Genomic DNA, 17,312 nt, shown 5'->3' on the forward strand with positions numbered 1-17,312 from the left:
GGGGCTTTTCATGCAGTGTCCGCCCGGCCGCCCGAAGGGCACTGAGCGCCCCCTCGGGGGGCAGCGATACACGAAGTGATGAGCGTGGGGGCTTTTCATGCAGTGCCCGCCCGGCCGCCCGAAGAGCACTGAGCGCCCCCTCGGGGGGCAGCGATACACGAAGTGATGAGCGCGGGGGCATTTCATGTCAGTGTTCCTCTTCGGCGGCGCGCGGAGCAGCCGCCAGCGCCGCCGCCAGCTGCTGCTGTTTGGCGATTTCACGGTACATCTGGTCGCGGCCGCTCAGGTACTGCTTGGGCCAGTCGACGTCGCGGTTCTGCAGCTTGGCGGCCTCGTGCAGCGTCCAGGCCGGATCGGCCAGGTGCGGCCGGGCGATCGCGCAGAGGTCGGCACGGCCGGCCGCAATGATGCTGTTGGCCTGGTCGGCGTCGGTGATGGCGCCCACCGCGATGGTCGAGATGCCGACCTCGTTGCGGATCCGGTCGGCGAAGGGCGTCTGGTACATGCGGCCGTACACCGGCCTGGCGGCGCGCGTGGTCTGGCCCGAGGAGACGTCGATGAAGTCGCAGCCGGCCTCCTTGAAGGCGCGTGCCATCACGACCGCGTCGGCGTCGGTGTTGCCGCCCGGCGCCCAGTCGTGGGCCGAGATCCGCACGCTCATCGGGCGCTCGGCCGGCCAGGCGGCGCGCATGGCGCGGAACACCTCCAGCGGGTAGCGCAGGCGGTTCTCGATGCTGCCGCCGTAGTCGTCGGTGCGCAGGTTGGTCAGCGGGCTCAGGAAGGCCGACAGCAGGTAGCCGTGGGCGCAGTGCAGCTCGAGCCAGTCGAAGCCGATCTCGGCGGCGCGGCGGGTGGAGGCGACGAACTGGTCGCGCATCAGGTCCATCTGCGCGCGGGTCATCGCCGCGGGCAGCTGGTTCTGCTCGCCATACGCCAGCGCGCTCGGCGCCAGCAGCGGCCAGTTGCCGTCCTCGAGCGGCTCGTCGGAGCCTTCCCAGCCGACGCGGGTCGACCCCTTGGGGCCGCTGTGGCCGAGCTGCATGCCGATCTTGGCGCTCGACTGCGCGTGGACGAAATCGGCGATGCGCTGGAAGGCCGCCTGCTGGGCGTCGTTGTAGAGCCCGGTGCAGGCCGGCGAGATTCGGCCCTCGGGCGTCGGGCTGGTCATCTCGACCATCACCATCGCGGCGCCGCCGAGCGCGCGCGCGCCCAGGTGCACCAGCAGGAAATCCTGCGGCACGCCGTCGACCGCGCTGTAGGTCGCCATCGACGACACCAGGATGCGGTTCTTGAGCTCGAGCCCGCGGACCTTGAGCGGCAACAGCATCGGCAGTTGCCTGGCGGCGCTGCCTTCGGCCAGCATGCGCCCACCCCCTCCCTGGCCCGACAGCCACTGCTCGTAGCCGTCCAGCCATTGCGTGTCGCGCAGGCGCAGGTTCTCGTGGCTGATGCGCTGCGATCGCGTGAGCAGCGAATAGGCGAACTGCTCGATCTCCATGCCGGTGTAGCGCGGCACGTTCTCGAACCACTCGGTGGAGTTGCGCGCCGCGTTCTGGATCTTCAGCACCTCGACGCTGCGGCGGGCCTCGTAGGCCTCGAGCACCGGGCCGATGTCGCCGCCGCTTTCGAATTCGTTCGCCAGGTCGATCGCGTCCTCGAGCGCCAGCTTGGTGCCCGAGCCGATCGAGAAGTGCGCCGTGTGGGCGGCGTCGCCCATCAGCACCACCGGCACCGTCTTGCCCTCGACCTCGACGCGGTGCGTCCAGTGCTTGCAGACCACGCGCGGGAAGCGGATCCAGTTGGCCGAGCCGCGCAGGTGCGTGGCGTTGCTGATCAGCGTATGGCCGCCCAGGTACTTGGCGAACAGCTTCTCGCAGAAGGCGATGGCTTCGGGCTGCTCCATCTTGTCGAGTCCGTGGGCCTGCCACACGGCCTCGGGCGTCTCGACGATGAAGGTCGAGGTCTTGTCGTCGAACTGGTAGGCGTGGGCCTGGAACCAGCCGTGCTCGGTCTGCTCGAAGGCGAAGGTGAAGGCGTCGAAGGTCTGGTGGGTGCCGAGCCAGACGAAGCGGCACTGGCGCAGGTCGATGTCGGGCTGGTAGACCTCGGCGTAGCGCTGGCGGATGCGGCTGTTGAGGCCGTCGCTGGCGATCACGAGGTCGGCCTTGTACTGCGCCGCCAGCGCCTGGTCGTCGGTGGCGTCGGTCTCGAACACCAGCTCGACGCCGAGCTCGAGGCAGCGCTCCTGCAGGATGTTGAGCAGCCGCTTGCGCCCGATGCCGCAGAAGCCGTGGCCGCCCGAACGCACCTGCCGGCCCTTGAAGAAGACCTGGATGTCGTCCCAGTGATGGAACTCGCGGCCGATCAGCGCCGCGGTGGGGGCGTCGGCGGCGGCGAGGTTGGCCAGCGTCTGGTCGCTCAGCACCACCCCCCAGCCGAAAGTGTCGAACGGGCGGTTGCGCTCGATCACCGTGACCTCCAGCGAAGGCTGCCGGGCCTTCATCAGAAGCGCGAAGTAGAGCCCAGCGGGGCCGCCGCCGATGCACAGCACGCGGCGAAGATTCGGAGTGAAGCTATTCATGGATAAATAGTTTAGGCATAAACGATCTCGTGTCAACCATGGAAAGCCCGAGGTTCCCGGCCCGACCGGTTGACGAGCCTCTTTTCGCTGGCAAGAATGTTCTGTATGCAAAGCCTGATACCGAAGATCGAGTCCCAGCTTTCCTCGCTGTCCGTTCCCATCGCGCTGCAACTCCCCGATGGCCGGCAGGTGGCCAAGGCCGGGGCCCGTGTCACCCTGGCCTTCAAGGACTGGTCCGAGCTGACCAAGCTGGCGGGGCGCCAGATCGGCTCCATCGGCGAGTCCTACGTCGAGGGCCGCATCCAGATCGAGGGCGCCATGCGCGACCTGATCGATGCCGCGGTCGGCCTGCTGCCCGGCAATCCGGCCGAGACCAACACCAGCTGGTGGAGCCGCCTGCAGCGCCGCGCCAAGTCACGCGGCTCGCATTCCCTGGGCAAGGATGCGGCCCAGATCGAGTTCCACTACGACGTCTCCGACGATTTCTACGCCTTGTGGCTCGATCCGCGGCGGGTCTATTCGTGCGCCTATTTCCGCAGCGCCGACATGACGCTGTCGCAGGCCCAGGAGGCCAAGCTCGACCACATCTGCCGCAAGCTGATGCTGAAGCCGGGCGAGCGCTACCTGGACATCGGCTCGGGCTGGGGCGCGCTGCTGATGTGGGCGGCCGAACACTACGGCGTGGACGCCACCGGCATCACGCTGTCGAAGAACCAGCATGCCCACGTGCAGCACCTGATCGAGGAGAAGGGGCTGCAGGGCCGGGTGCGGGTCGAGCTGCGCGACTACCGCCAGCTCGACAGTGCCAGGCCCTTCGACAAGATCTCGTCGGTCGGCATGTTCGAGCACGTCGGCAGCGCCAACATGGGGACCTACTTTCGCAAGCTCCATTCGCTGCTGGCGCCCGGCGGCCTGGTGATGAACCACGGCATCACCTCGGGCCAGCTCGACTACCGGCAGCTCGGCGCCGGCATGGGCGACTTCATCGAGAAGTACATCTTCCCGGGTGGCGAATTGCTGCACGTGACCCACGTGCTGCGCGAGACCGCGGCTGCGGGGCTGGAGATGGTCGATACCGAGAACCTGCGGCCGCACTATGCGCGCACGCTGTGGGCCTGGTCCGACGCCCTCGAGGCGCGGCTCGGCGAGGCGCGCGAAGTGCTCCAGCGGGGCGGCGGCCGCCAGGCGGAGAACGCCGAGCGCATCCTGCGCGCCTACCGGCTCTACCTGGCCGGCTCGGCGATGTGCTTCGAACAGGGCTGGATCTCGCTGCACCAGATGCTGTCGACCCGTCCGGACGGCCGGGTCGAGGCGCGCGCGCTGCGTGGCGCGCAATCGGAGTACCCTTTCGTTCGCGACCACATCTACAAATGAGAGAGGCACCATGCTGTATCGATTCCAATCGCGAGCCACCCCCCCTTTCGTGATGCTCGAAATCCACGCGCGCCAGTTGCTCGAAATCATCGGCAAGGCGCCGGCGCACGAGGGCGTCATCACGGGAGCACAGATGCCGGCCGCCATTTCGGCGCTCGAGGCGGCCGTGGCGCGCGAGAGCCGCAATGTCCACAATGCCGACGACTATGCGGTCGAGGGCCACGACAACGAAGCCGAGAAGCAGCACATCGGCCTGCACCAGCGAGCCGTACCGCTTCTGCACATGCTCAAGGACTCGCTGGCCGACGGCAAGGACGTCGTCTGGAGCACTTGAGCTCGCCCCCAGGTTGGGCTCACTTCGTGTAGCCCGCCCACCCCCTACCGGGGGCAACACCAGCGGCCCGGCGAAGCCGGTTTCGCGGTGTTTCACCAACGGGCCTGGCTGCGCCGGCCGTGAAAGACAAGGAGGCGGTGCTTGTCCTGCGGCGGCGCGAAGCGCACGCCTGTTCGTGGGCAGTCGCGGAACCGGCTTCGCCGGGCCGCTGACTGCGCCCCCTGGAAGGGGGTGGGCGCCCGGACACGAAGTGCCGGGCAACCTGGGGGTCAGTCCACTTTCGCCCCGGAGGCCTTGACGACCTTTGCCCACTTGGCGTGTTCGGAATCGATCAGCTTGGCGAAGTCGGCGGGTGAATTCCCGCTGGGGATGGCGCCCTGGGCGACCAGCTTTTCCTTCACGGCCGGCGTGGCCAGGGCCTTGGCCACTTCCTGCTGGATGCGGTTGACGATCTCCGGCGAGGTGCCGGCCGGGGCCAGCAGGCCGAACCACGAGCTGGCCTCGTAGCCCTTGAGTGCGGGGCCGCCGGCTTCCTCGACGGTCGGCACGTCGGGCAGGGCGGGCGAACGCTGCGAACTGGTCACGGCCAGCGCCTTGAGCTTGCCACCCTTGATCTGCTGCATCGAGGACGGCAGGTTGTCGAACATCACGTCGGCATTGCCGCCCACCATGTCCATCAGCGCCGGGCCCGAGCCGCGATAGGGGATGTGGGTCATGTAGCTGCCGGTCATGCTCTTGAAGAGCTCGCCCGCCAGATGGATCGAGGTGCCACTGCCGCTCGAGGCCATGTTGAGCTTGCCGGGGTTGGCCTTGGCGTACTTCACGAAGTCGGCGACGCTGTTGATGCCGAGCGCGCGGGCCTTGTCGACGTTCATCTCCATCACGTTGGGCACCGCCGCCACCAGCGTGATCGGTGCGAAGTCCTTGATCGGGTCGTAGGGCAGCTTGGGATAGAGCGCCCGGTTGATGCCGTGCGTGCCGACCGTGCCCATCAGCAGGGTGTAGCCGTCGTTCGGCGCCCTGGCCACGATCTCGGCGCCGACGTTGCCCCCGGCACCGGCCCGGTTGTCGACGATGAACTGCTGGCCGAAGGCCTTCGACAGTTCGGGCGCGATGGCGCGCGCGAGGATGTCCGTGGTGCCGCCCGGCGCGAAGGGCACCACGATGCGCACCGGTTTGGTCGGCCAAGTGGTGGCCTGGGCGGCGGCGGGGCCGGCCAGGAGGGTGAGGGCGGTGGTCGTGGCCAGCGCCAGGACGGCTCGGCGCGGAAGAGAGGTGGAGAGGGTCATGGGCTGTTTGTACCGGTTAAGCGGCCCCGGCGTCGCAGGTGGAAACCCCGTGCGGGCTGGACTGGCCCCCACGCTCCCTCACTGCGTGTGGTCGCTGCCCCCCGAGGGGGCCGCAGGCCGCCTTGGGGCGGCCCGGCGCCGGCCTGGGCCCCCACGCTCCCTCACTGCGTGTGGTCGCCGCCCCCCGAGGGGGCCGCAGGCCGCCTTGGGGCGGCCCGGCGCCGGCCTGGCCCCCACGCTCCCTCACTGCGTGTGGTCGCTGCCCCCCGAGGGGGCCGCAGGCCGCCTTGGAGCGGCCCGGCGCCGGCCTGGGCCCCCACGCTCCCTCACTGCGTGTGGTCGCCGCCCCCCGAGGGGGCTGCAGTCCGCCTTGGGGCGGCCCGGCAGCGGACGGACGCGATCAGTTTGTCGAGCGTGGCGTTGAGCTGCTGCAGCGCCTCGGGCGCGACGCCGGCGAACAGTTCGGCCTCGCGCTGGCGCGCCTGCACTGCGACCGCCGCGTACACCGCCTTGCCGGCGCTGCTCAGGTAGAGCCGGCTGCGGCGCTGGTCGGTCGGATCTTCGTGGCGATGCAGGCGCCTGGCGCGCTGCAAGCCCGCGAGGGCCCGGCTCACCGCCATCTTGTCGAGCCCGGTCAGGTCGGCGAGCTGCGTGGCGGTGAGGCCCGGGCGACTGCCGAGCACGGCCATCGTGCGCCACTCGTTGAGCGTGAGCTGGTGGGCGCGGCCGACCCGCTGCTGGAAGGGCCGCGCCGTCAGGTTGACGACCCGCACCAGCTTCAGGAAGACCATGTCCTCCACAGCGGTTGCATTCGCCGGGGCGCCCGCCGTGCTCATAGGGCAACCTTCGCGCAGCTGCGCTCCGGTATTCGCCTTCGGAGCGGCCGGGCGGCTCATAGGGCAAGCTCCGCGCTTCGCATTGCCGTGCGAGCTTGCCTGGGGCGGCCCGGCGCGACGCTCATCCGTGCAACGCCCGCGCGGCATTCACGATCTGCTCGGCGCCGACGCGCGACTGCGCCTCCAGCACCGGCGCATAGCCGACCGGAACGCGCGGGCTGCCGCGCCGGGCGACGCGGCAGCCCGTCGCCTCGGCCGCTGTGGCCGCGATCTCGGCGCCGAAGCCCGCGGCCTGCACCGCCTCGTGCACCACCAGCAGCCGCCCGGTGCGGCCGCAGGATTCGAGGACGGCCTCGCGGTCCCAGGGCCAGAGCGTGCGCAGGTCGAGCAGGTCGACCTCGATGCCCTCGGCCGCCAGCGTCTCGCAGGCGGCGTCGCAGACCTGCATCTGCCGGCCCCAGCTGACCAGCGTCAGCGCATCGCCGCGGCGCCGCCGGGCGGCCTTGCCGAGCGGCAGGTCCAGGCTTTCGTCGACCGGGCCGCGCGCGCCCCAGAGCGTCTTGTGCTCGATGTAGACCACCGGATCGCCGCATTGCAGCGCGGCGCGCAGCAGCGAATGGTTGTCCTGCGGGGTCGAGGGACACACCACCACGACCCCCGGCAGGTGCGCAAACCAGGCTTCGAGCGACTGCGAATGCTGCGCCGCCGAGGCGTCCCAGATGCCGCCGGGCATGCGCGCCACCAGCGGCACGCGGCCCTGGCCGCCGAACATGAAGCGGTTCTTGGCCGCCTGGTTGACCAGTTCGTCCATGCCGCAGAGCGCGAAGTCGACCACCCGCATCTCGACCACCGGCCGCAGCCCGGCCAGTGCCATGCCGACGCCGGCGCCCATGATCGCGGCCTCGGAGATCGGCGTGTCGATCACGCGCTCGGCGCCGAAGCGCTGCTGCAGGCCCCTGTACTGGCCGAAGATGCCGCCGCGGCCGACGTCTTCGCCGAGCACCACCACGCGCGGGTCGGCTTCCATTTCGCGTTGCACCGCCAGCGCGGCGGCTTCGGCGTAGCTGAGTCGAAGGACGGCCGCAGCCGCCGAATCGTGCGTCATGTCCATTGGCCGGCTCCGGTGGTCTGCACGTCGGTGAAGGCGGCGCTGGCCTCGGGCCAGGGCGCGGCGTCGGCGGCGGCCAGCGCGGCCTCGACCTCGGCATGGGCCTGGTTCTCGATCGCCGCCAGCGCGGCGGCATCGATGCCGCCGGCGATCATCCGCGCGCGGGCCCGCGCGATCGGGTCGGTCTCGAGCGCAGCGGCCAGTTCGGCTGGGTCGCGGTAGGCGGCCGGGTCGACCGAGACATGGCCCTTGACGCGGTAGGTGAGGGCGTGCAGCAGGCGCGGGCCGCTGCCGGCACGTACCTCGGTGACCAGCCTGCGGGCCGCGGCATGAACCGCGAACACTTCGTTGCCGTCGACCTGGGTGGCTGCGATGTCCAGCGCCTCGGCGCGCGCCGAGGCGCCCTCGCCGGCGGTCATCGGGCCGCTCGCGGTGGTGGCGCTCCAGCGGTTGTCCTCGCAGACGAACAGCACCGGCAAGCGGTAGACACGGGCCCAGTTCAGCGATTCGAGGAAGGGCCCGCGGTTGATCGCGCCGTCGCCGAAGAAGCAGACCGTGATGGCGTCCTTCTTCTGCAGCTTCTGGGCGTGCGCGGCACCGACCGCGATCGGCAGGCCGGCCGCCACCACGCCGTTGGCGCCCAGCATGCCGACCGAGAAGTCGGCGATGTGCATCGAGCCGCCCTTGCCGCCGTTGAAGCCGCTGGCCTTGCCGAACAACTCGGCCATCATGCGGCCCAGGTCGGCGCCCTTGGCCAGCGTGTGGCCGTGGCCGCGATGGGTCGAGGTCAGGTAGTCGGCGGCCACCAGATGGGCGCAGACACCGGCCGGCACCGCCTCCTGGCCGGTCGACAGGTGCAGCGGCCCGCGCACCTTGGCGGCCCCCGCCGCTTCCTGGCCATAGGCGCTGACGCCGCCCTGGCTGGCCGTCTCGGCAGCGTTCTCGAAGGCGCGGATGCGCACCATCGCGCGATAGAGCGCGAGGCGCTCCGGCGCTGAAATTTCAGGACTCATCTTGTCTCCAGCTTATGCACAGCGTGCTTTCAGCCAAAAATCGTATCGGCTGTGACTAACGGGGCGGCAGCGCATTTACCCGCAGGGAATGTCCCAATGCCGCCGCGCGAGGACGGCCGACATACTTAGTTTGTTGCTCAAACTAATAGGGCAACCTAACCAAGAACGCTGGAGACACACTCATGAAGCTCGCCCGTACCCTGCCTGCCCTGGCCACTCTGGCCCTGGGCCTCAGCGCCCTCGGCGCCGCCGCCCAGACCGTGGTCGGCGTGAGCTGGTCCAATTTCCAGGAGGAGCGCTGGAAGACCGACGAGGCCGCGATGAAGGCCCAGCTCGAGAAACTCGGCGCCAAGTACATCAGCGCCGACGCCGGCGGCTCGCCCGAGAAGCAGCTCGGCGACATCGAGGGCCTGATGTCCAAGGGTGCCAAGGCGCTGATCGTGCTCGCGATGGACAAGGACGCGATCCTGCCGGCGGTCAACAAGGCGCTGAAGCAGAAGGTGCCGGTGGTGGCCTACGACCGGCTGATCGAGACGCCCGGCGTGTTCTACATCACCTTCGACAACACCGAGGTCGGCCGCATGCAGGCGCGCGCGGTCTACAAGATCCAGCCCAAGGGCAACTACGTGATGATCAAGGGCTCGCCGACCGACCCGAACGCCAACTTCCTGCGCGCCGGGCAGCAGGAGGTGATTGCCGACGCGGTCAAGAAGGGCGACATCAAGATCGTCGGCGACGAGTTCACCGAAGGCTGGAAGCCCGAGGTGGCGCAGAAGAACATGGAGCAGATCCTGACCAAGGCCGGGAACAAGGTCGATGCGGTGGTGGCCTCGAACGACGGCACCGCCGGCGGCGCGGTGGCGGCGCTCACGGCCAAGGGCATCCGCGGGATCCCGGTGTCGGGCCAGGACGCCGACTTCGCCGCGCTGAACCGCATCGCGCTCGGCACCCAGACCGTCTCGGTCTGGAAGGACTCGCGCGAGCTCGGCCGCGAGGCGGCTTCCGCCGCGGTCGCGCTGGCCAGCGGAAAGCCGGCCGAGAAGGCGACCGACTGGAGCGGCGGCGAGAAGAAGGTGGCGATCTCCTCGCGCTTCCTGACGCCGGTGCCGATCACGCGCGACAACCTCGACGTGGTGGTGAAGGCGGGCTGGATCAAGAAAGACGAGCTCTGCAAGGGCGTCAGCGGCGACAAGGCACCTGCGGCCTGCAAATGAAGCTCTCCCCCAGGTTGGCCCGCTTCGTGTGGCCGCCCACCCCCTCTCCGGGGGCAACACCAGCGGCCCGGCAAAGCCGGTTCCACGGTGGGGCTGTTGCTCGCCCCCAGGTTGGCTCACTGCGTGTAGCCGCCCACCCCCTGCCGGGGGCAACACCGGTGGCCCGGCAAAGCCGGTTCCACGGTGTTCTTGAAAGGAGGCGATCCCCATGAACTCGTCGCCGAATCTGTGGCGCCGCAGCGGCGTCGACCTCCGGCTGGCGCTCATGAGCGTGCTGCTGGTGGTGATGGCGATCGTCTTCCACGTGCTGTCGGGCGGCGTCTTCCTGTCGCCCGAGAACCTCTACAACATCGCCCAGCAGACCGCGGTGGTGGGCATCGTGTCGACCGTGATGGTGCTGATCATCGTGGCCCGCCACATCGACCTGTCGGTCGGCTCGGTGATGGGTTTCGTCGGCGTGCTGATCGCCTACCTGCAGTACAGCGCGGGCTGGTCCTGGCCCGCCGCCTGCCTCGCGGGGCTGGCGGTGGCGTTGCTGGTGGCCCTCTACCAGGGCGGGCTGACGGCGGTGCTGGGCGTGCCGTCCTTCGTGGTCACGCTGGGCGGGCTGATGTCCTTCCGCGGCGCCGCCTTCCTGGTGGCGGACGGCAAGACGCAGCCGGTCAACGACGAGTTCTTCCAGCGCCTCGGCGGCGGCTACGACGGCGGCATCGGCACCGCGGCGTCCTGGGTGCTGGCGGCGCTGGTGGCCATCGTGCTGTTCGCGCGGATGCTGCAGAAGCGGCGCGCGCGGCAGCGCCACGAGATGCCGGTCGAGCCGCTGTGGCTGGACCTGCTGCTCACGGCGCTCCCGGTGGTGGTGGTGTTCGCCTTCGCCGCTACCATGAACAACTACCAGATCTCGTCGAAGACCGAGGCCCAGGGCATCCCGATCCCGGTGCTGATCTGGGCCGTGGTTGCGGTGGTGCTGTCGTTCATCGTTCATCGCACCCGCTTCGGGCGCTATGTGTTCGCGATGGGCGGCAATCCCGATGCGGCGGCGCTGGTCGGCATCCCGGTCAAGCGTGTGACGCTGATGCTGTTCGCGCTGCTGGCGGTGCTGGTGACGATCGCCGCGATCGTCTCGATCGCGCGGCTCAACGCCGGTACCAACTCGCTCGGCACCGGCATGGAGCTTTACGTGATCGCCGCCGCGGTGATCGGCGGCACCGCGCTGGCCGGCGGCAGCGGCTCGATCTTCGGCTCGGTGCTGGGCGCGCTGATCATGCAGTCGCTCGACAGCGGCATGCTGCTGCTCGACGTGCCGATCGGCAAGCGGATGGTGATCATCGGCCAGGTGCTGATCGTGGCGGTCGTCTTCGACGTCCTCTACCGCAAGAAATTCGGGGAGAACTGAAATGAGCGCCAACCCACCCCTGGTCGAGCTGCGCGAGATCCACAAGGCCTTCGGCGGCGTGAAGGCGGTCGACGGCGTCAGCGTCAACCTCTACCCCGGCGAAGTGGTCGCGCTGCTGGGCCACAACGGCGCTGGCAAGTCGACCTTGATGAAGATGCTCGCAGGGGCCTATCCGATCGACTCGGGCGAGACGCTGATCGCAGGCGAAAAGGTGAGCATCCGCACGCCCTCCGAGGCGCAGGCCCAGGGCATCGAGACCATCTACCAGACGCTGGCGCTGGCCGACAACCTCGACTCGGTCGCCAACCTGTTCCTCGGCCGCGAGAAGCTCACGCCGTGGCGCACGCTCGACGACCATTTCATGGAGGGCCAGGCGCGCCGTGTGTTCCATCGCCTGAACAAGAACTTCACCAACATCCGGGTGCCGGTGCGACGCCTGTCGGGCGGCCAGCGGCAGGTGGTGGCGATCTCGCGCGCGCTGTATTTCAACGCCCGGATCCTGATCATGGACGAGCCTTGCGCCGCCCTCGGCCCCGAAGAGACCGCGATGGTCGGCGCGCTGGTCAAGCAGCTCAAGGCCGATGGCGTCGGCATCTTCCTGATCACCCACGACATGCCCGACGTGTTCGGCCTCAGCGACCGCCTGGCGGTGATGAAGAACGGCCGGCTGGTCGGCACCTACCGCACTGTCGACGTCACCGAGGACGAGGTGCTCGGGATGATCATTGCCGGCAAGCGGCCCGAGGGCAAGGCGCAGGCCGAGCACGCGAAGGGCACATGAGCCCCCACGCTCCGCACTGCGTGTCGTCGCTGCCCCCCGGGGGGGTGCCGCCCGCCTGGGGGCGGCCCGGCGGCGGGTGGAGCCCCCACGCTGCGCACTGCGTGTCGTCGCTGCCCCCCGGGGGGGTGCCGCCCGCCTGGGGGCGGCCCGGCGGCGGGCGGAGCCCCCACGCTGCGCACTGCGTGTCGTCGCTGCCCCCCGAGGGGGCGCAGTCCGCCCTTGGGGCGGCCCGGCGAGCGGCCTGAGGACCGGGGCCGGATGAAGACCACGGGCGACCAGCAGCTGGTCAAGCGCATCAACCGCAGCGTGCTGCTGCGGCTGCTGCGAGCCCGGCCCGGCCTGTCGCGCGCGCGGCTGGCGGCCGAAAGCGGCCTGACCAAGTCGACCGTCAGCCTGCTGGTGCGCGAGCTGCTCGACGACGGCTGGCTCGAGGAGGCCGAGGCCCCGGTGGCCGACGGCCTGGGGCGGCCATCGACCCCGTTGTCGATCAACGTCGGGGTGCGAGCGCTGGTGGGTGTCGAGATCGCGGTCGAGGTGGTGCGCGTGGTCTGCGTGTCGCTGCGGGGCGAGCTGCTGCATTCCGACTCGGAGCCGCTGGCCGACCATGCGCCGGTGGTGGCCAGTGCCCAGGTGGCGCGCATGGTGGCGGCCGTGCATGCGCGGATGCAGGCCGCGGGACTTCGCCTCTCGGGCATCGGTGTCGGCGTGCCGGGGGCGCTCGACGATGCCACGGGCATGGTGCGCTTTGCGCCCAACCTGGGCTGGCGCAACCTCGACCTGCTGCCGATCCTTGCCGAGGCGCTGGCACGCGAAGGCCTGGCGGGCATCGCGGTGCAATTGCAGAACGACGCCGATGCCGGTGTGCTCGGCGAATTCGAGTTCTCGGACGGCGAGGGCGAGGACCCGCTGATCTTCGTCAGCTGCGATGTCGGCGTGGGCGCCGGCGTGGTGCTGAACGACCTCCTGTTCACCGGCGCGCGCGGCATGGCCGGCGAGATCGGACACACCGTGCTGCAGATCGACGGTCCGCGCTGTTCCTGCGGGCGGCGGGGCTGCGCCGAGGTGTTCCTCGGCTCGCGCGTGCTCGACCGCGACGCGGAAGGTCCGGCGCGCGCGGCCCGCTTCCTCGGCGTGCTGCTGCAGAACCTGTGGGTCACCTTCGAGCCGCGCGCGATCGTGGTCGGCGGCAAGTCCTGCGAGGCGCACCCGGGCTTCCTGCCGGGCGCGATCGCGACCGTGCAGGGCTATGCCGAGAGCGCCGGCCTGGCGCCGCCGGTGGTGCGCGCGGCGCGCTACGGCCCTTGGGCGACAGCGGTCGGCGCCGCCGCGCTGGCCCTGCACGAATACCTGCGCCCGCTGCATCCGACCTCGGAGGCACGGCGCGAACGCGCGGCGGCGATCGACCCCGCTTCCTAGGACCTCGGATCTCGGCCAGCCAATGAAAAAGCCCCCGAAGGGGCTTGTTCAGAACGGGCTGTTCAGGCCGCGGTCTTGGGCGCCTTCTTGTGGGCGACCTTGTGCGAAGTCTTGTGGGTCGAGTGCTTCGTCGACTTGGCCTTGGACTTGGTGGCGGCCGGCGCTGCGGGCGCTGCACCATCGGCAGGCGTGGCGGCGAAGGAGGCGCCGGCGGCAAGGGCGAAGGCGGCGGCAGTGAGGGCGATCAGAGTGCGTTTCATGGAGCGTCGAAGTTGGAGTGAGGTAGGGGGGACGATCGGCCAGCCCTGAAAATAAGGACGGGCTGAACCTACAACGCGCCGGTCATGCGCCGGATGACAGCCGAAGTTGTAACGGTGCCGCCCCGGCCTCGAAGGCAGCCGCTTCATTCCCGAGGCGCCCGGTCCTCCTCGCGCCAGCGTTTGAGCCGCCGGTAGAGCGTGCCGCGCGACACGCGCAGCTGGCGCGCCGCGTGCGAGATGTTGCCGTGGTGGGCCGCCAGCGTTTCCTCGATCAGCCTGCGGCTGCGGCCTTGCAGCGTGCCATCGCCGGCGTCCTGCCCCGCGGCTGGCGAGGCTTCGACCGGTTGCTGCGGGGCGTCGGCAGCGCTCGCCCGTGCCTCCGCGACGGGCGTCGGCGTCGGCGCCGCCGCGGGCACGCTCACGGCGTGGCGAAAATCAACGCCATCGTGTGCTTTTGCGCGGGCCTGCAGCCAGACGCCGAGCCCGCTCGCAAGCCGCACGGGCTGCGCGGCTTCCCGCCGGCCCAGGCGCAGCAACCCATCGACGTCGAGGCCGAACAGCATTTCCACGGCGCAGGGGCCGGCCTCGGGCAGGCCGCCGATCAGCCGTGCGCCGGCGCTGTTGAGCCAGGCCACGGTGCCGTCCTCGGCGATGCCCGCCAGCGCTTCCATCGGCGTGCCGAGCAGCGTCGGGCTGGCCTGGAAGCGCAGCACCAGACGGTCGCGCGACTGCGCCAGCAGCAGCCGGTTTTCGATCGTGGTGGCGTAGAGCGCGACCATCGAGGCCGCATCGAAGCCGAAGCGGCGCGATTCGACCGACAGGTCGAGCACGCCGGCCAGTTGGCCGTGCACGTCGCGGATCGGCGCCGCTGCGCACTGCATGGCGCGCAGGCATTCGAAGTAGTGCTCGGCGCCGTCGACCGTGCAGGCCTGGCCGGTGCGCGCCACGATGCCGGGCGCGGTGGTGCCGACCACGCTCTCGGCGATGTTGACGCCCAGCCGCGCCGTCCGGTGCAGGATCGGCTGCTGGGCCGCGGCCGGGTGGTGCGTGACGTGCACGATCACGCCCTGCGCGTCGGTCAGCAGCACGCGACAGTCGGTGCCGGCCAGCGAGCTCTCCATGTCCGCCAGTTCGCCGCGAGCGGCCTCGAGCAGGTCCTGGTTGCGCGCCAGCGTGGCATGCAGGCGGCTCGGCGTCACGGCCTCGAAGGACACGGCACGGCGGGTGTCGGCATGGGTGCGCGCGCAGCGCATCCAGGACTGGATCACGGTCTCGCCGACCAGCCCGGAAGGGCGCACGCCCTCCTCGAAGAACTGGGTGCGGGCCAGCGCCACGCGCTCGGCGGGCGTGGTGGCGAACAACTGTAGTGGGCCGCCGGCCACGGCGCGCGTCGAAAGGGCCACGGGCGCCTCCAGGGCAAGGAAAAATGAGGCTCGAATTTGTTCCGCAATGGAACAGTCCGGGTCTAGGGAAATCCCGAGGATGATCAAAGTGCCGGCTGGGCCGATCCTTCGTCTCACAACGATAGGAGACGACACGATGATCAAGACTCACGCAGCGCTGGCGCTCGGCGCGTTGCTGTGCCTGGGCGCCACGAGCGCCGCGGCGCAATCCGCCAAGGGCTCGCCCGAGCACATCAAGGCCGCCACGCAGAAGGTCGACGGCGCCTTCATCCGGGCCAACGCCGCCAGGACGCCCGACTGGCCCAGCTATGGCCTGGACTACGCCGAGACCCGCTTCAGCAAGCTCGACCAGGTCAACACCGGCAACGTCAAGGACCTGGGCCTGGTCTGGTCCTACGACCTGCAGTCGACGCGCGGCGTCGAGGCCACGCCCTTGGTGGTCGACGGCATCATGTACGTCACGGCCTCCTGGAGCGTGGTGCATGCGGTCGATGCGCGCACCGGCAAGAAGATCTGGACCTACGACCCCAAGGTCGACCGCGCGAAGGGCTTCAAGGGCTGCTGCGACGTGGTCAACCGCGGTGTGGCGCTGTACCAGGGCAAGGTCTACGTGGCCTCGTACGACGGCCGGCTGATCGCCCTCGACGCCGCCACCGGCCAGGTGGTGTGGGAGAAGGACACGATCATCGACCACAGCCGCGCCTACACCATCACCGGCGCGCCGCGCGTCTTCAAGGGCAAGGTGGTCATCGGCAACGGTGGCGCCGAGTACGGCGTGCGCGGCTACGTCACGGCCTACGACGCCGCCTCGGGCGAGCAGAAGTGGCGCTGGTTCGTGGTGCCGGGCGACCCGTCGAAGCCCTTCGAGGACGCTTCGATGGCCAAGGCGGCCAAGACCTGGGACCCGAGCAACAAGTACTGGGAGTCGGGCGGCGGCGGCACCGCCTGGGATTCGCTCACCTTCGACCCCGAGCTGAACCTGATGTACGTGGGCACCGGCAACGGCTCCCCATGGGCCCGCAGCCAGCGCAGCCCGAAGGGCGGCGACAACCTCTACCTGGCATCGATCGTGGCGCTCGATCCCGACACCGGGGCGTACAAGTGGCACTACCAGGAGACGCCCGGCGACAACTGGGACTACACCTCGACCCAGCCGATGATCCTGGCCGACATCAAGATCGGCGGCAAGCCGCGCAAGGTGATCCTGCATGCGCCCAAGAACGGCTTCTTCTTCGTCATCGACCGCACCAACGGCAAGTTCATCTCGGCCAAGAACTTCGTCGACGTGAACTGGGCCACCGGCTACGACAAGAACGGGCGCCCGATCGAGGTCGCCTCGGCGCGCGATGGCGCCAAGCCCAACGACAGCATCCCGGGCCCCTTCGGCGCCCACAACTGGCATCCGATGTCCTACAACCCGCAGACCGGGCTGGCCTACCTGCCGGCCCAGCACGTGCCGCTCAACCTGATGGACGACAAGGACTGGAAGTTCAACGAGAACGCACCGGGCCGGCCGCATGCGGCACTGGGCTGGAACACCGCCAAGTTGGTCAACGCCGAGCCGCCGACCAGCAAGCCGATGGGCCGCCTGGTCGCCTGGGACCCGATCGCGCAGAAGGAGGCCTGGGGCGTCGACTACGTGTCGCCGTGGAACGGCGGCACCCTGACCACCGCCGGCAATCTGGTGTTCCAGGGCACGGCCGATGGTCGGCTGGTGGCCTACAACGCCAAATCCGGCGAGAAGCTCTGGGAGACGCCGACCGGCACCGGCGTGGTCGCCGCACCGGCCACCTTCATGGTCGACGGCAAGCAGTACGTGTCGGTGGCGGTCGGCTGGGGCGGCGTCTACGGGCTGGCCCAGCGCGCCACCGAGCGGCAGGGGCCCGGCACGGTCTACACCTTCGCGGTCGGCGGCAACGCGCCCAAGCCGGAGTTCGTGCAGTACCGCATGGACAAGCTGCTGCAGGGCGTCAAGTACGACCCCGCCAAGGTGGAGGCAGGGACCTACCTGTACGTGAGCAACTGCGTGTTCTGCCACGGCGTGCCCGGCGTCGACCGCGGCGGCAACATCCCGAACCTCGGCTACATGAATTCGGCCTTCATCGAGAACCTCGACAAGTTCGTCTTCAAGGGCCCGGCCACCGAGCGCGGCATGCCGGACTTCAGCGGCAAGCTGACGCCCGAGGATGTCGACAAGATCAAGGCCTTCATCCAGGGCACCGCCGACGCCATCCGGCCGAAATAGTTGCTCGCCCCCAGGTTGCCCGGCACTTCGTGTCCGGGCGCCCACCCCCTGCCGGGGGCAAC

14 protein-coding genes are annotated in these 17,312 nt (G+C 69.8%); 7 read left to right on the forward strand and 7 right to left on the reverse strand.

The genetic code is table 11. The features are described from left to right. Nucleotides 1–187 precede the first annotated feature (187 nt). Nucleotides 188–2,581, reverse strand: coding sequence for a bifunctional salicylyl-CoA 5-hydroxylase/oxidoreductase (locus tag AC1DYD_RS01065; protein ID WP_478170882.1), 2,394 nt, complete (start codon nt 2,579–2,581; stop codon nt 188–190). Between the two features lie 105 nt (nt 2,582–2,686). On the opposite strand from AC1DYD_RS01065, the gene AC1DYD_RS01070 reads away from it, so the two are divergent. Then, entirely contained in the window at nt 2,687–3,955 is a 1,269-nt protein-coding gene (locus AC1DYD_RS01070; protein WP_478170883.1) for a class I SAM-dependent methyltransferase, read from the forward strand. Nucleotides 3,956–3,965: 10 nt separating this feature from the next. Continuing rightward, nucleotides 3,966–4,289, forward strand: a complete 324-nt coding sequence (locus tag AC1DYD_RS01075) for a DUF1840 domain-containing protein (RefSeq protein ID WP_478170884.1) — start codon at nt 3,966–3,968, stop codon at nt 4,287–4,289. Between the two features lie 269 nt (nt 4,290–4,558). On the opposite strand, the gene AC1DYD_RS01080 is transcribed toward AC1DYD_RS01075, so the two are convergent. From AC1DYD_RS01080 to AC1DYD_RS01095, 4 genes are all read right to left on the reverse strand, one after another. Further along, on the reverse strand, nt 4,559–5,578 hold the full coding sequence (locus AC1DYD_RS01080) for a Bug family tripartite tricarboxylate transporter substrate binding protein (RefSeq protein ID WP_478170885.1): 1,020 nt from the start codon (nt 5,576–5,578) through the stop codon (nt 4,559–4,561). Nucleotides 5,579–5,904: 326 nt separating this feature from the next. Further along, nucleotides 5,905–6,414 (reverse strand): MarR family winged helix-turn-helix transcriptional regulator, encoded by a 510-nt coding sequence (locus AC1DYD_RS01085; protein WP_478170886.1) that lies wholly within the window; start codon nt 6,412–6,414, stop codon nt 5,905–5,907. Nucleotides 6,415–6,535: 121 nt separating this feature from the next. Further along, complete coding sequence (locus tag AC1DYD_RS01090; RefSeq protein WP_478170887.1) at nt 6,536–7,525, reverse strand: alpha-ketoacid dehydrogenase subunit beta; 990 nt, start codon at nt 7,523–7,525, stop codon at nt 6,536–6,538. After that, nucleotides 7,516–8,535: a thiamine pyrophosphate-dependent dehydrogenase E1 component subunit alpha gene (locus AC1DYD_RS01095; RefSeq protein WP_478170888.1), complete on the reverse strand. Its 1,020-nt coding sequence runs from the start codon at nt 8,533–8,535 to the stop codon at nt 7,516–7,518. Before AC1DYD_RS01095 ends, AC1DYD_RS01090 begins: the two co-directional genes overlap by 10 nt. Nucleotides 8,536–8,717: 182 nt before the next feature. Between AC1DYD_RS01095 and xylF the strand changes: the two genes are divergently transcribed. The 4 genes from xylF to AC1DYD_RS01115 all read left to right on the forward strand — a co-directional run bounded on the left by xylF (nt 8,718) and on the right by AC1DYD_RS01115 (nt 13,342). Then, nucleotides 8,718–9,749 carry a D-xylose ABC transporter substrate-binding protein gene (gene xylF, locus AC1DYD_RS01100; RefSeq protein ID WP_478170889.1) on the forward strand — a complete coding sequence of 344 codons (1,032 nt, stop codon included), beginning with the start codon at nt 8,718–8,720 and terminating at the stop codon, nt 9,747–9,749. 208 nt (nt 9,750–9,957) lie between these two features. After that, nucleotides 9,958–11,145, forward strand: coding sequence for a sugar ABC transporter permease (locus AC1DYD_RS01105; protein ID WP_478170890.1), 1,188 nt, complete (start codon nt 9,958–9,960; stop codon nt 11,143–11,145). 1 nt (nt 11,146) lies between these two features. Next, nucleotides 11,147–11,926 (forward strand): ATP-binding cassette domain-containing protein, encoded by a 780-nt coding sequence (locus AC1DYD_RS01110; protein WP_478170891.1) that lies wholly within the window; start codon nt 11,147–11,149, stop codon nt 11,924–11,926. A gap of 258 nt (nt 11,927–12,184) precedes the next feature. Continuing rightward, nucleotides 12,185–13,342: an ROK family transcriptional regulator gene (locus AC1DYD_RS01115; protein ID WP_478170892.1), complete on the forward strand. Its 1,158-nt coding sequence runs from the start codon at nt 12,185–12,187 to the stop codon at nt 13,340–13,342. Between the two features lie 62 nt (nt 13,343–13,404). Here the strand turns inward: AC1DYD_RS01115 and AC1DYD_RS01120 are convergent, their stop codons facing one another. Together AC1DYD_RS01120 and AC1DYD_RS01125 are read right to left on the reverse strand one after the other, a co-directional pair. Further along, nucleotides 13,405–13,602, reverse strand: a complete 198-nt coding sequence (locus AC1DYD_RS01120) for a hypothetical protein (RefSeq protein ID WP_478170893.1) — start codon at nt 13,600–13,602, stop codon at nt 13,405–13,407. Nucleotides 13,603–13,745: 143 nt separating this feature from the next. Then, nucleotides 13,746–15,005 (reverse strand): helix-turn-helix domain-containing protein, encoded by a 1,260-nt coding sequence (locus tag AC1DYD_RS01125; protein ID WP_478170894.1) that lies wholly within the window; start codon nt 15,003–15,005, stop codon nt 13,746–13,748. A 136-nt stretch (nt 15,006–15,141) separates the two neighbouring features. On the opposite strand from AC1DYD_RS01125, the gene AC1DYD_RS01130 reads away from it, so the two are divergent. Next, on the forward strand, nt 15,142–17,250 hold the full coding sequence (locus tag AC1DYD_RS01130; protein WP_478170895.1) for a PQQ-dependent dehydrogenase, methanol/ethanol family: 2,109 nt from the start codon (nt 15,142–15,144) through the stop codon (nt 17,248–17,250). The last annotated feature ends 62 nt before the right edge of the window (nt 17,251–17,312 follow it).

The sequence above is a fragment of the Variovorax sp. P4_B11 genome (assembly GCF_056402355.1).

What these genes read in the sequence shown, in the direction of transcription:
- AC1DYD_RS01065 (WP_478170882.1), bottom strand. Translation starts at nt 2,581, where the DNA reads ATGAATAGCTTCACTCCGAATCTTCGCCGCGTGCTGTGCATCGGCGGC.
- AC1DYD_RS01070 (WP_478170883.1), top strand. Translation starts at nt 2,687, where the DNA reads ATGCAAAGCCTGATACCGAAGATCGAGTCCCAGCTTTCCTCGCTGTCC.
- AC1DYD_RS01075 (WP_478170884.1), top strand. Translation starts at nt 3,966, where the DNA reads ATGCTGTATCGATTCCAATCGCGAGCCACCCCCCCTTTCGTGATGCTC.
- AC1DYD_RS01080 (WP_478170885.1), bottom strand. Translation starts at nt 5,578, where the DNA reads ATGACCCTCTCCACCTCTCTTCCGCGCCGAGCCGTCCTGGCGCTGGCC.
- AC1DYD_RS01085 (WP_478170886.1), bottom strand. Translation starts at nt 6,414, where the DNA reads ATGAGCACGGCGGGCGCCCCGGCGAATGCAACCGCTGTGGAGGACATG.
- AC1DYD_RS01090 (WP_478170887.1), bottom strand. Translation starts at nt 7,525, where the DNA reads ATGGACATGACGCACGATTCGGCGGCTGCGGCCGTCCTTCGACTCAGC.
- AC1DYD_RS01095 (WP_478170888.1), bottom strand. Translation starts at nt 8,535, where the DNA reads ATGAGTCCTGAAATTTCAGCGCCGGAGCGCCTCGCGCTCTATCGCGCG.
- xylF (WP_478170889.1), top strand. Translation starts at nt 8,718, where the DNA reads ATGAAGCTCGCCCGTACCCTGCCTGCCCTGGCCACTCTGGCCCTGGGC.
- AC1DYD_RS01105 (WP_478170890.1), top strand. Translation starts at nt 9,958, where the DNA reads ATGAACTCGTCGCCGAATCTGTGGCGCCGCAGCGGCGTCGACCTCCGG.
- AC1DYD_RS01110 (WP_478170891.1), top strand. Translation starts at nt 11,147, where the DNA reads ATGAGCGCCAACCCACCCCTGGTCGAGCTGCGCGAGATCCACAAGGCC.
- AC1DYD_RS01115 (WP_478170892.1), top strand. Translation starts at nt 12,185, where the DNA reads ATGAAGACCACGGGCGACCAGCAGCTGGTCAAGCGCATCAACCGCAGC.
- AC1DYD_RS01120 (WP_478170893.1), bottom strand. Translation starts at nt 13,602, where the DNA reads ATGAAACGCACTCTGATCGCCCTCACTGCCGCCGCCTTCGCCCTTGCC.
- AC1DYD_RS01130 (WP_478170895.1), top strand. Translation starts at nt 15,142, where the DNA reads ATGATCAAGACTCACGCAGCGCTGGCGCTCGGCGCGTTGCTGTGCCTG.